Genomic DNA, 13,357 nt, shown 5'->3' on the forward strand with positions numbered 1-13,357 from the left:
CCTCCGGCGCGCGTGGGGGCGGGCTCGTGCACCTGGATCTCAGCCACGGGACTAACCCAGCCCTCCCGGTGTCGGCCTGCTCCTGGACAGCTCCCCCGGCGCTTCGGCCGGTTGTGCCCCCGACCGCTCCAGCACCTCGACGACCGTGCGTGCCCGCAGCGGGTCCACGGGCAGCGCGTGCCGCGCGAACCAGCGGGCCGCCTCGGGGGCCGGTGAGGGGTCGGTGAACTCCGCACCGGCGTAGTCGTCCAGGGGCGGGTCGTAGAGGTAGCCGACGACGATGCCCCGTCGTGCCAGTGCCGCGATCGCCGCGTCCCGGTCCGCCACCAACAGCGGGACGCGGAACAGCGGCTGTGTGCCGTACTCGTCGCGCGGCTTGGCCCAGGGCGTGGACAGCAGCAGCTCCGTACCCGCCCGGCAGGCGTCCAGCACGTCGTCGAGCCGGTCGAGCTTGCGCCCGATGCGCCGCAGCCGCAGGAGGCCGGACTCCTGGCGGTAGTCGTGCATGTCGACCCGTACCCAAGGGTGGTGCGCCTCGAGCCCGGGCGCCCGGCTCTCGGCCTGGGCGAGTTCGTCCGGGCGCAGCGGCATCCGGATCTCGTCGCGGTCCGCGAGGCCCAGCAGCCGGATCGCGGCCCAGGCGGCGCGCCGCAGTCGCAGCCCGCGCACTGTCGCCTCCGCGAACGGCCGTATCGCGTAAGCCAGTTCGGAGCTCATCCGGCGCGGGACGAGCAGCCCCGCGCAGGTCTTCTCCACCGCGTCCCGCAGCCCCGGATCGGCGAGCGAGAGCATGCCTCCGGCCTTGGCGCCCACATGCTTGGACAGGCTGAACGCGGATGCCTCCCCCCACGCCCCGACCGGCCGGTCCCCCACCCTGCTGCCGATGGCGTGCGCCGCGTCCTCGAACAGCGGGATCCCGAGCGCGTCGCACTTCTGCCTGAGGCGCGGCGCCGGGTCCGGGTTCCCGTACAGGTTCGTCGTGAGCACGGCCGACACCGAGCGCCATGTCTCCTCCGGCACGGCATCGAAGTCGATGGACGCGTCGAGCGGGTTCAACGGCGCCTGCACCGGACGCAGTCCGGCCGCGAGCACGACGAAGAAGATGACGTCGTCGTTGACCGGCGACATCAACACCCGTCCGCCGGGCGGGCACCAGTGGCGCAGCGCCACGTACAGCCCGAAACGGCACGACGGTACATACACACATTCCCGGCCGAGCCGGACGCGCATGGTCTCTTCCAGCCGCTTCGGCTGTGGACCACGCCGTACCGAGCCCGGACCGGCCTCCCCTATGGCCATCCGCCCCCCTGGTGTGCCGTGGGAACGCCCCCTCCCCGAGGCCTTCCGGCACCCGCCCAGAGTCGCCCCGTTCGCACCGCTCCGTCAAGATTGCGTCGCGTCCTGTGGATAACTTCCGGCACGTACGAAAGTGGCGTCTCGTCCGCCGCGCCTGAGTCGCACCGTCCGGGCACCCCCGCACCCACCTGCCCCGTTCGTCCGTGTCCGCCTCCTCGGACTCTGCCCATGACCGGCGTGCCACCCGTAACGTGTGGCATGACCACGAACACGTGGCGACGACATGGCACACCCGAAAGCGAGGCAGCACCCGATGCCCCCCTTCGATGTCCCCGAGGGCGACCCCTTCGGCCCGCACAATCTGCCGTACGGCGTGTTCTCCCTCCCCGGCTCGTCCCACCGGTCCGTGGGCGTCCGGCTCGGCGACCATGTGCTGGACGCCGGTGCCGCGGCCCACGCGCTCGGCTCCCCGTACGCCGCCCTGCTGGCCCGGCCGACCCTCAACCCGCTGCTGGCGGCGGGGCGCACGGCCTGGTCGGACGTGCGCCGGGCGCTGACCGCCTGGGTGACCGTGCCGTCCCACCGCGAGACCGTCGAACCGCTGTTCCACCCCCTGTCCTCGGTGACCCTGCACCTCCCCTTCGAGGTCGCGGACTACGTCGACTTCTACGCCTCCGAGAACCACGCCCGGAACGTCGGCCAGATCTTCCGCCCCGACGCCGCCGATTCCCTGACCCCCAACTGGAAGCATCTGCCGATCGGCTACCACGGCCGCTCCGGCACGGTCGTCGTCTCCGGCACGGACGTCCTGCGCCCCTCCGGCCAGCGCAAGGCGCCCACCGACGCCGCTCCCGTGTTCGGCCCGTCCGTCCGCCTGGACATCGAGGCGGAGGTCGGCTTCGTGGTCGGCGCGCCGTCCCGGATGGGCGAGCCGGTGTCCCTCGACGGCTTCCGTGAGCACGTCTTCGGCCTCTGCCTCCTCAACGACTGGTCCGCACGCGACATCCAGGCCTGGGAGTACGTCCCCCTCGGCCCGTTCCTCGGCAAGTCCTTCGCCACGTCGGTGTCGGCGTGGATCACCCCGCTGGACGCCCTGGAGGACGCCCGGGTGGCCCCGCCGGCCCGGACGCACGAGCTGCTGCCGTACCTGGACGACAGCGACGAGGAGCCCGGCGGCTACGACCTGCGGATCACCGTCTCCGTCAACGGCCACGTTGTCTCCGAGCCGCCCTTCTCCACGATGTACTGGACGGCCGCCCAGCAGCTCGCCCACATGACCGTGAACGGCGCCTCCTTGCGCACCGGCGACCTGTACGGCTCGGGCACGGTCAGCGGCCCGGCGGACCGGGAGCGCGGCTCACTGCTGGAGCTGACCTGGAACGGCCGCGAGCCCCTCGAACTCCCGGACGGCAAGCGGGCGTTCCTGGAGGACGGCGACGTGGTGACCCTCTCGGCCTGGGCCCCGGGGCCGGACGGCGTGCGGGTGGGGCTCGGCGAGGTGACGGGGCGGGTGACACCGGGACCGGAGTGAAGCCTCGCGGCGGGGGCGAGTCTGGCCGACAGTCGCCCCTCCCGGCTCTTCCGATGGCGTTCGACCCCTGACTCACACCGCCCGGCCCGTCATACTGGGCGTCGGGCGGTGTGTCCGCCCGCGCGCGGTACACGGCACGTTCGGCGAGCACTTCGGCCGTGGCACCGGTGCGCACAGCAGCCGCTCTCCCCCGCACCACCCGTAGCCGCCCCTCTTCCGACCAGGAACCGGAGCCCGTGGCAATGACCGTCTGCCTGCTCCTGCTGAGCGTTGTCGCCGTGACGGCCGCCGTGCCCGCGCCCCGGGCGCTGACCCGGTCCGCGTGGCCCGAGCGGGAACCGGTGGTCGCGCTGTGGGTGTGGCAGTGTCTGGTCGCCACCGTCCTGCTGTGCTGCGTCACGGCTCTCGCCCTGGGCGCCGCCGCCGTCTTCGGCACGGTCCGCGCCCAGCTCTTCGCCCCGGCGCCGCCCGCCGTGACCGCGGCGTACGACCTCTCCACCGCCCCGCCGTGGGCCGCCACCCTCACCCTGCTGCTGGCCTGCGGCGCCGCCTGGACGACCGCGATGCTCGCGCGCGAACTCGTGGAGACGCGCCGGCGCCGCGCCCAGGCCCGCGCCCACCTTCGCGAACGCGCCCCCGACCTGCCGGCCGGCCTGCCCGCCGCCCGCGGGCCCCTCCTGGTCCTGGAGGACGAGTACCCCGACGCCTGGTGGATGCCCGGCAGTCCGTCCCAGCTGATCGTCACCACGGGCGCCCTGCACCGTCTCACCGGCCACCAGCTCGACGCCGTCCTCACCCACGAGCGCGGCCACGCCCGCGCCCGCCACGACTGGCTGCTGCACCTGTCCACGGCCCTGGCCACCGGCTTCCCGCGGATCCCGCTGTTCGCCCACTTCTGCGACCAGACCCACCGCCTGGTCGAACTGGCCGCCGACGACACCGCCTCCCGGCGCTGCGGCCACCTGACCACCGCACTGGCCCTGATCGAGCTCAACCAGCACCGCGGCGTCCTGTCCTGCGCCTCCAGCCACCGGCTGCTGGGCGAACGGGTCGACCGGCTCCTGGAACCGCCGCCCCGGCTGGGCCGCAGGCACCGGGCCCTGACGACCACCACGGCCGCGCTCGTACCGCTGCTGCCCCTGCTGATCGCGTTCGCCCCGGGCCTGACGGCGCTGTCGTAGCCGTACCGGCCCGCGCCGTGGTGGCGGATCTCTCCACGGGCCCGCCGAAGCCGCAGCTCAACAGTCGAACCGGTCACATTCCCGGTGGCGCAACATTCCCGCAACACTACTTTTCCTACCGGATAGGTATGGTCCGATCCATGCCCATCGACCGCAGCCGAGACCACGCCGGACAGGGAGCCGCGACCACCGTCGCCGCCCACCGCGCGCGGCGACGGCTGCGTGCCGACCGGGCCAGGCAACTGGCGGACCTGCTCCGCCAGCAGCTGCTCACCGGCGCCTTCCCCGGCGGCACCCTCCCTCACGAGTCGACCCTCGCCACCGATTACGGCGCCAGCCGCAACACGGTCCGCGAGGCTCTCGACCTGCTGCGGGCCGAGGGCCTCGTGGAACGCCAGCCCGGCGTCGGCACCGTGGTCGTGGCCCACAAGTACCCCCACGGTCTCGACCGCCTGATGGGCCTCGCGGAAACCCTCCGCGAACACGGCCGGGTCACCAACGAGGTCCGCACCATGGGCCCCGCCCCGGCACCCGCGCCGGTCGCCGAACGCCTCCACCTCGCGCCCGGCACCGACGTCCTCTACATCGAACGCCTGCGCCGTCTCAACGGCCTCCCCCTGTCCCTCGACCTCACCTACATCCCTCTGGACATCGGCACCGAACTGCTCGGCGCCGACCTGGAGAACACCGACGTCTTCCGCCTCCTGGAAGCCGTCACCGGCCAGCCCCTCGGCCACGCCGAGATCACCCTGGAAGCGGTCAGCGCGGACACCCACTCGGCCGCCGTGCTCGAGGCCCCGCGCGGCGCCGCCGTCCTCATGCTGGAACGCCTCACCCACCTCGCGGACGGCCGCCCGGTCGACCTGGAGTTCATCCGTTTCCGCGGCGACCGCATCACCATGAGCGGCCTGCTGCACCGGTCCCAGTAACCACCCCGCTCGCGCAGATTCCTGGAGACAGCCATGCCCTTGGTGCCCCAGCGGGCCGACGTGCCCGTGACCATCGACGAGTCGAAGTGCATCGACGGCTGCACGCTCTGCGTGGACATGTGCCCGCTGGACTCCCTCGCCATCGACGAGAGCAACGGCAAGGCGTACATGCATGTCGACGAGTGCTGGTACTGCGGCCCGTGCGCGGCCCGATGCCCCACCGGAGCCGTCACGGTCAACATGCCCTATCTGCTCCGGTGAGAGGCCCGAACCCTCATGAAACGCACAGCAGTCGCAGTATCCGCCGTCGTCCTCCTGCTCCCGCTCAGCGCCTGCGGCGGTGACGCCGAGGCCGGCAGCGGCTCCACGGTCACCGTCACCGTCGGCTACCAGTCCAGGACGATCAACACCGTCACGGCGGGCACCCTGCTCCGCTCGCTGGGCTACTTCGAGAAACAGCTCAACGCCCGCCACGACGGCATCCAGTACAAGGTGGACTGGCAGGACTACGCCACCGGCGCCCCCATCACCGCCCAGATGACCGCCGGGAAGATCGACATCGGTTCGATGGGCGACTTCCCACTGCTCATCAACGCGGCCCGCGGCAAGCAGCTCAACAGCCCCACCCGTCTGGTCTCGGCCACCGGCTACAACCTCCGCGGCGGCCTCAACACCATCGTCACCGCGCCCGGTTCCAAGCTCGCCACCCTGAAGGACCTGAAGGGCAAGAAGGTCTCCACGAGCGTCGGCTCGGCCGCCGACGGCACCCTCGTACGGGCCCTGCAGCGCGCCGGCATCGACCCGAACAGCGGCATCGAGAAACTCAACCAGCAGCCTTCCGTCGGTGCCTCGGCCCTCACCGCGGGCAGCGCGGACGCGCTGTCCCAGTTCGTCGCCTGGCCGGGCCTGCTCGCCTACCAGGGCAAGGCGAAGGCCCTGTACGACGGGGCCCGGCTGAATCTGCCCACCTTCCACGGCGTCACCGCCCGCGAGGACTTCGCCAAGGAACGGCCCGCCGTGCTGGACGCGTTCCTGAAGGCGCAGGCGGAGGCGACGGACTATCTGAACGACCACCCGGTGGACGCCGCCGAGAAGGTCGCGAAGGCGACCGGCCTGCCCGCCGAGGTCGTCTACCTCTACAACGGCGCTCACGGCATCGCCACCTTCGACCCGGCGATCAAGCCCCAGCTCGTCTCCGCCTTGAAGAAGGACGTCTCGATCCTCAAGTCGGCCAAGCTCACCGGCGATGTGGACGTCGACTCCTTCGTCGACGACCAGTACGTGAAGAAGGCCCTCGGCCCGACGGCGTACGCCAAGCATCTCGCCACGAAGCCCGCGCCGGCCGCGAGCGAGGCCTGGCCCAAGGGCGCCTCGAAGACCGTCACCTTCACCTCCCCCTCCCGACTGCTGCATTACGTGGCCGGGCACCGCGACGCCGTCCGCGCCGCCTACGTCCCCGACACCACCACCGGCACCCTGTGGTTCGCCGACAAGGCCGTGTGGGTGGCCGACGGCTCCAAGCTGCTGCCCTTCGTCGCACCGGAGACCGCGCAGGCGTACATCGCCGGGCACGGCGGGGCGCGGGTCGTCTCCTACACCGACGCTCTGGAGCAGGCGTCGTGAGGCGTTATGTGCTCCGCGTGGCCTCCCTGGCCGTCGCCCTCGGCCTGTGGCAGGCGCTGACCAGCCTGAACGTCGACCTGTGGCTGCGCTTCTCGCAGTTCCCGACGGTCACCGACGTGGCCCGGGCCTTCGCCGCCCGGCTGTCCGGGCCGGACTACTGGACGGACCTCACCGACAGCCTCACCCGGATCCTCACGGGCTTCCTCCTGGCCGCCGTCCTGGGCGTCGCCACGGGCGTGCTCGTGGCCCGCTCGCGGCTCGCCGAGGACCTGCTCGGCCCGGTGCTGGAAGTGATCCGCCCGGTGCCGGCCATCGCCCTCGTCCCCGTGGCGATCCTGCTCTTCCCCTCCAACGAACAGGGCATCGTCTTCATCACCTGCACCGCCGCGTTCTTCCCGGTCCTGGTCTCCACCCGGCACGCGGTGCGCGCCCTGACCCCCATGTGGGAGGAGGCGGTGCGCACCATGGGCGGCGGCCGGTGGCGGATCCTCGGCTCCGTCGTCCTGCCGGGCGCGCTGCCCGGCGTGTTCGGCGGCCTGTCCGTCGGCATCGGCGTGTCCTGGATCTGCGTGATCTCCGCCGAGATGATCTCCGGCCAGTACGGGGTGGGCTACCGCACCTGGCAGGACTACACCGTCGTCGACTACCCGGGTGTGTTCGTCGGCATGGTCACCATCGGCGTGCTCGGCTGGCTCACCTCCACCGCCGTGGAACTGCTGGGCCGCCGCCTCACTCGCTGGCTGCCCCGCACCGCCTACGTCCCGGGCGCCCGGCCGCCCCGGCCCGCCCGGTCCGTGAAGCCCGCGCCGGCCGCCCCCGCCGCCGCTTCCGGCGGACCCGTATCCGAGGAGGCACGCGATGAGCACCTCGTCTGAGACCGTCGGCACCTCGCCCGAGACCGGCGTGAGCGCCTCGAAGGAGTCCGCCCCGAGCGCCCCGTCCGAGGCCGTCGCCGGCCCGCCGGTGCGCGGCACGCGGCTCACCCTGACGGGCGCTTCCCTCGGCCGCCCCGGCGCACCCGCCCTGGACGACGTCGACCTGGACGTCGCCCCCGGCGAGATCCTCACCGTCGTCGGCCCCTCCGGCTGCGGCAAGTCGACCCTCCTGCGCACCCTGGCCGGCCTGCTGTCACCGCTCTCCGGGGAGATCACCCAGGACGGGCAGCCGCTGATCGGCCCCGCCGCCGATCGCGCCCTGGTCTTCCAGGAGGACGCCCTGCTCCCCTGGCGCACCCTGCGCGCCAACGTCGAACTGCCCCTCGCCATCCGTGGCGTGTCCCGCGCCGAGCGCCGGGAACAGGCCCAGGCGTGGCTGGAGCGGGTCGGACTCGGCACGCGGGCACGGCAGTTGCCGCACCGGGTCTCCGGCGGGCAGCGCCAGCGTGTCCAGCTTGCCCGCGCCCTGGCCGCACGCCCGCGCGCCGTCCTGATGGACGAGCCGTTCGGCGCGCTCGACGCCCAGACCCGGGCGGGCATGCAGGACCTGCTGGTGGAGGTGCTGCACGGCACGGGCGCGACCGTCGTCTTCGTCACCCACGACGTGGACGAGGCCCTCTTCCTCGGCGACCGTGTCGCCCTGCTCGGTGCGGGCGGCCTCGTCGCCGTACGGGACGTGCCCCGCCCGCGCGACCGGGGCGCGCACGACGACCCGGCGCGCGTGGCCCTGCGGCGCGACGTCCTCACCTCGCTCGGTACGTGAAAGGCACCCCGGTGACCACCTCCGTGAACCCCCCTGCGGACACCTCTCTGGCCGTCCCGTCCCTCGCCGACGCCGAGGAACTGACCTGCGACGTCCTCGTCATCGGCGGCGGCACCGCCGGCACCATGGCGGCACTGACCGCCGCCGAGCACGGCGCGAACGTGCTGCTGCTGGAGAAGGCGCACGTCCGCCACTCCGGCGCGCTCGCCATGGGCATGGACGGCGTCAACAACGCGGTCATCCCGGGCCGCGCCGAACCCGACGACTACGTCGCCGAGATCACCCGCGCCAACGACGGCATCGTCGACCAGTCCACCGTCCGCCAGACCGCCACCCGCGGTTTCGGCATGGTGCAGCGGCTGGAGTCGTACGGCGTGAAGTTCGAGAAGGACGAGCACGGCGACTACTCGGTCCGCCAGGTCCACCGCTCCGGCTCCTACGTGCTGCCGATGCCGGAGGGCAAGGACGTCAAGAAGGTCCTGTACCGGCAGCTGCGGCGGCGCGAGATGCGGGAGAAGATCCGCATCGAGAACCGGGTCATGCCGGTGCGTGTCCTCACGGCCGAGGGGCGCGCGGTCGGAGCGGCCGGCTTCAACACCCGCACGGGGCAGTTCGTCCAGGTCCGCGCGGGCGCGGTGATCCTCGCGACCGGCGCCTGCGGCCGCCTCGGCCTGCCCGCCTCCGGCTACCTGTACGGCACCTACGAGAACCCGACCAACGCGGGCGACGGCTACGCCATGGCCTACCACGCGGGCGCCGAGCTCACCGGCATCGAGTGCTTCCAGATCAACCCGCTGATCAAGGACTACAACGGCCCGGCCTGCGCCTATGTCGCCAACCCCTTCGGCGGCTACCAGGTCAACCGGCACGGCGAGCGCTTCGTCGACTCCGACTACTGGTCGGGCCAGATGATGGCCGAGTTCGCCGCGGAGGTCGCGTCCGACCGGGGCCCGGTCTATCTGAAGCTGAGCCACCTCCCCGAGGAGTCGGTCTCCGCCCTGGAGACGATCCTCCACTCGACCGAACGCCCGACCCGCGGCACCTTCCACTCCGGCCGCGGCCACGACTACCGCACCCACGACATCGAGATGCACATCTCCGAGATCGGCCTGTGCGGCGGCCACTCCGCCTCCGGAGTCCGGGTGGACGACCACGCCCGCACGACCCTGCCCCGGCTGTACGCGGCCGGCGACCTGGCCTGTGTGCCGCACAACTACATGATCGGCGCGTTCGTCTACGGCGACCTCGCGGGTGCCGACGCCTCCCAGTACCAGGCCTACGCGGGCGACCTGCCGGCGCAGCAGCTCCGGGAGGCGCACGAGCTGATCTACCGCCCGCTGCGCAACCCCGACGGCCCGCCGCAGCCCCAGGTCGAGTACAAGCTGCGCCGCTTCGTGAACGACTACGTGGCCCCGCCGAAGTCCGGCGCCCGGCTGTCGCTCGCCCTGGAGGCGTTCGAGCGGATGCACACCGACATCGCCGAGATGGGCGCCCACACCGCGCACGAACTGATGCGCTGCGCGGAGGTCACCTTCATCCGCGACTGCGCGGAGATGGCCGCCCGGTCCTCCCTGGCCCGCACGGAGTCCCGCTGGGGCCTCTATCACGACCGCCTCGACCACCCCCAGCGCGACGACGCGTCCTGGTTCCACCACCTCGATCTGCACAAGTCCCCCTCTGGTGCGATGGAGTTCACGGCCCGTCCCGTGGCTCCCTATCTCGTTCCGGTCGACGGCTTCACCCCCGTGGGCGGCGCGTCCCGTCTGATCGGCGAGGTCCACGCCGAGGACGTGGCGATGGCGGGGCCACGGGATGTGGCTCCGGTGGCTGCCCAGGTGGGGGCGGCCGGGGCCGAGGCTGAGCAGCCGCAGCAGACTGCGTCGTCCTCGTCCCCCGCTCCCGCCCCCGAGCAGTCCTCCGCCCGTCTCCTCGAACTCGTCGCCCTGGCCGATGAGGAGCCCGAACTCGACGCCCTTCAGCCCTACCTGACCGACCCGGCTCCCGCCGTCCGGCGCGAGGCGGTCGCCGTACTCACCGAGACGCTGCCGCCGGGAACAGGCCGCGCCCTCGCCTCCGCCCTGCGCGACACCGCCGCCGAGGTAAGGGCGGCCGCGGCCGCGTCGCTGCGGGAGCTCGTCGAGACGCTCCCGCCCGAGCCCGACCTGCGCGACGGCCTCGCCGCCGCCCTGGCCGAGCCCGACCCGGTGGTCCGCGCCGCCGCGCTGGACGTCCTGCGGGCCCTGCGCCTCGGAGACGCCGTCCTGTTCGCGGACGCCGTGGCCGACGCCGACATCGCCGTCCGAATCGAGGCCGTACGCGCGCTGGTGTCGGTGGACGCCGCCGAGGAACTGGCCCGCGCGGCGGTCGCCGACCCGTCCCGCGAGGTCCGGGTGGCGATCGCCAAGGGACTGGCCACGGTGGGTGCCGAGCGACTGTCCGGTGACCTTCCGGCCGGCTCCGATGCCGCCGCCGACGCGATCGAAGCGGCCCTCACCGGCCTCCTCGACGACCCCGACGCCCTGGTGCGGGCGGCGGCCTACGGTGCGCTGGGCACCACCGGCTGCCCGGCGCCCCTCACCTCGCGTGCCGTGGCCGCCCTGTCGGAATCGGCCTGGCAGGTACGGTCCGGAGCCGCCACGGCCCTGTCCGTCGCCGACCCGGACGTGGCGGTCCCCGCCCTCGCCAAGACCCTCGCGGACGCCAACGCCGACGTCCGCAAGGCCGCCGTCCTGGCACTGACCCGGCACCGCACCGCCGAGGAGGCCCGCGCGGCCCTCGCCACGGCGACGACGGACTCCGACGCGGATGTCAGGGCGTACGCGGCACGGGCGCTGTGACCGCCGCCGTCGGCTGACACTCAGCCCTGGCGAGGCCCTGCGGATGCCTTGCCGTTGCCCTGCCCCTGCCGGAGCCCGGCCCTATATCCAGTCGGGCTCCGGCTCCTCAGCCATCTCCGGCCAGTCGTCCGGCCCGCCCGGGTCCTGGCCGGGGCCGGGGGCATGTCCCGGAGCCTGGCCGGGCGCCGCAGCCGGAGCCGGAGCCGAGCCGGGCGGTCCGCCCAGCGAGGTGAGGACCTCCAGCACACCCTCCCCGTACGTCGCGAGCTTCTTCTCGCCCACTCCGCCGATCCCACCGAGCTCGGCCACCGACGCCGGCCACACGGTGGCGATCTCCCGCAGCGTGGCGTCGTGGAAGATGACGTAGGCCGGAACGCCCTGTTCGCGCGCCTGCTCGGCCCGCCAGGCGCGCAGTGCCTCGAAGGCCGGCATCAGTTCCTCGGGCAGCTCGGCGGCAGCCGTCCTCCCCTTGCGCTCGCCCCGCCCGGAGCCGGAGGACGAGGACCCCGACCGGGAGGTCACCGGCTTCTTCGGCTCCTTGCGCAGCGGCACCTCCTGCTCCCGCCGCAGCACCGTCCCGCTGCCCTCGGTCAGCACCAGCGTGCCGTACTCGCCCTCCACGGCGAGCAGTCCCTGGGCCAGCAGTTGCCGGATGACACCCCGCCATTCGGCCTCGGTCAGCTCCTCGCCGATGCCGAACACCGACAGCTGGTCGTGGTCGAACTGGATCACCTTGCCGGTCCGCTTCCCCAGCAGGATGTCGACGATCTGCACCGCGCCGAACTTCTGGCCCCGCTCGCGCTGCAGCCGCACCACCGTCGACAGCACCTTCTGCGCCGCGACCGTGCCGTCCCAGGTCTCCGGTGGGGTCAGGCAGGTGTCGCAGTTGCCGCAGCCGGCCGGGTCCGGGTCCTGGCCGAAGTAGGCGAGGAGCTGACCCCGGCGGCACTGGACGGTCTCGCACAGCGCCAGCATCGAGTCCAGGTGGGACTGGGCCCGCCGCCGGAAGGCCTCGTCGCCCTCGCCGGACTGGATCAGCTTGCGCTGCTGTATGACGTCGTTCAGCCCGTAGGCCATCCAGGCCGTCGACGGCAGTCCGTCACGGCCGGCCCGGCCCGTCTCCTGGTAGTAGCCCTCGACCGACTTGGGCAGATCGACGTGGGCGACGAAGCGGACGTCCGGCTTGTCGATGCCCATGCCGAAGGCGATGGTCGCCACCACGACCAGGCCGTCCTCCCGCAGGAAGCGGGACTGGTGGGCCGCGCGCGTGCCCGCGTCCAGGCCCGCGTGGTACGGCACCGCCTCGACGCCGTTGCGGCTCAGGAACTCGGCGGTCTTGTCGACGGAGTTGCGCGACAGGCAGTAGACGATGCCCGCGTCGCCCGCGTGCTCCTCACGCAGGAAGCTGAGCAGCTGCTTCTTCGGGTCCGCCTTCGGCACGACCCGGTACTGGATGTTGGGCCGGTCGAAGCTGGCCACGAAGTGGCGGGCCGTCGGCATGTTCAGCCGCTCGGTGATCTCCTGGTGCGTGGCGCGCGTGGCCGTCGCGGTGAGCGCGATCCGCGGCACGTCCGGCCAGCGCTCGCCGAGCAGCGACAGCGTCAGGTAGTCGGGCCGGAAGTCGTGGCCCCACTGGGAGACGCAGTGCGCCTCGTCGATCGCGAACACGGAGATCTTGCCGCGCGAGAGCAGATCGAGGGAGCTGTCCAGCCGCAGCCGCTCCGGTGCCAGGTACAGCAGGTCCAGCTCGCCCGCGAGGAACTCGGCCTCCACCAGACGCCGCTCGTCGAAGTCCTGCGTGGAGTTCATGAACCCGGCCCGCACGCCGAGCGCCCGCAGGGCGTCCACCTGGTCCTGCATCAGGGCGATGAGGGGGGAGACGACGACACCCGTGCCGGGCCTGACCAGGGCCGGGACCTGGTAGCACAGGGACTTGCCGGCGCCGGTCGGCATGAGCACGACGGAGTCACCGCCCGCGACCACGTGCTCGATGACCGCTTCCTGCTCGCCCCGGAAGGCCTCGTACCCGAAGACCCGGTGCAGCGTGGCCAGCGCCTCGCTCTGCGTCACTGACATCTCAGCGATACCGCCCGTCCCACCCATCGTCCTGTCCCCCGTACGTCGTCCCTCGACCACTGCCCCCACGATAGGGGTCGCCACCGACAGCCCCGAAGTTATCCACAGGCCGGACCACCCGCCCGGGGCACGCCCCCGTGCCATCACCTCGGGCCACCGGCCCCTTCAAGGCCGACGGCCCGGCAC

At 72.8% G+C, this 13,357-nt stretch carries 10 protein-coding genes; 8 read left to right on the forward strand and 2 right to left on the reverse strand.

All coding sequences use genetic code 11. From position 1 onward, the window contains the following. Positions 1–51: 51 nt before the first annotated feature. Complete coding sequence (locus tag ACFTZL_RS29215; protein ID WP_382588553.1) at positions 52–1,299, reverse strand: DegT/DnrJ/EryC1/StrS family aminotransferase; 1,248 nt, start codon at positions 1,297–1,299, stop codon at positions 52–54. 310 nt (positions 1,300–1,609) lie between these two features. Here ACFTZL_RS29215 and fahA point away from each other — a divergent pair, with 310 nt between their 5' ends. From fahA to ACFTZL_RS29255, 8 genes are all read left to right on the forward strand, one after another. Further along, positions 1,610–2,827 (forward strand): fumarylacetoacetase, encoded by a 1,218-nt coding sequence (gene fahA / locus ACFTZL_RS29220; protein ID WP_382588555.1) that lies wholly within the window; start codon positions 1,610–1,612, stop codon positions 2,825–2,827. A gap of 242 nt (positions 2,828–3,069) precedes the next feature. Beyond that, positions 3,070–4,008 (forward strand): M56 family metallopeptidase, encoded by a 939-nt coding sequence (locus ACFTZL_RS29225; protein WP_382588569.1) that lies wholly within the window; start codon positions 3,070–3,072, stop codon positions 4,006–4,008. A gap of 128 nt (positions 4,009–4,136) precedes the next feature. Next, the gene (locus tag ACFTZL_RS29230; protein ID WP_382588557.1) at positions 4,137–4,937 is read left to right on the forward strand and encodes a GntR family transcriptional regulator; all 801 of its coding nucleotides are present in this window, start codon (positions 4,137–4,139) and stop codon (positions 4,935–4,937) included. Positions 4,938–4,970: 33 nt separating this feature from the next. Continuing rightward, on the forward strand, positions 4,971–5,198 hold the full coding sequence (locus ACFTZL_RS29235; RefSeq protein ID WP_030790138.1) for a ferredoxin family protein: 228 nt from the start codon (positions 4,971–4,973) through the stop codon (positions 5,196–5,198). A gap of 15 nt (positions 5,199–5,213) precedes the next feature. Beyond that, positions 5,214–6,560: an ABC transporter substrate-binding protein gene (locus tag ACFTZL_RS29240; protein ID WP_382588560.1), complete on the forward strand. Its 1,347-nt coding sequence runs from the start codon at positions 5,214–5,216 to the stop codon at positions 6,558–6,560. Next, a complete protein-coding gene (locus ACFTZL_RS29245; protein ID WP_382588562.1) occupies positions 6,557–7,435 on the forward strand; it encodes an ABC transporter permease in 879 nt (292 codons plus the stop codon). The genes ACFTZL_RS29240 and ACFTZL_RS29245 overlap by 4 nt, the downstream gene beginning before the upstream one ends. Then, positions 7,419–8,258, forward strand: a complete 840-nt coding sequence (locus ACFTZL_RS29250; protein WP_382588564.1) for an ABC transporter ATP-binding protein — start codon at positions 7,419–7,421, stop codon at positions 8,256–8,258. Before ACFTZL_RS29245 ends, ACFTZL_RS29250 begins: the two co-directional genes overlap by 17 nt. An 11-nt stretch (positions 8,259–8,269) precedes the next feature. Beyond that, complete coding sequence (locus ACFTZL_RS29255) at positions 8,270–11,095, forward strand: fumarate reductase/succinate dehydrogenase flavoprotein subunit (RefSeq protein WP_382588566.1); 2,826 nt, start codon at positions 8,270–8,272, stop codon at positions 11,093–11,095. Between the two features lie 81 nt (positions 11,096–11,176). Here ACFTZL_RS29255 and recQ read toward each other — a convergent pair whose 3' ends face one another. Continuing rightward, positions 11,177–13,198, reverse strand: a complete 2,022-nt coding sequence (recQ, locus tag ACFTZL_RS29260; RefSeq protein WP_382588568.1) for a DNA helicase RecQ — start codon at positions 13,196–13,198, stop codon at positions 11,177–11,179. Positions 13,199–13,357 lie beyond the last annotated feature (159 nt).

Source organism: Streptomyces sp. NPDC056948 (genome assembly GCF_042674225.1).
Taxonomy (GTDB): Bacteria; Actinomycetota; Actinomycetes; order Streptomycetales; family Streptomycetaceae; genus Streptomyces; species Streptomyces purpurascens.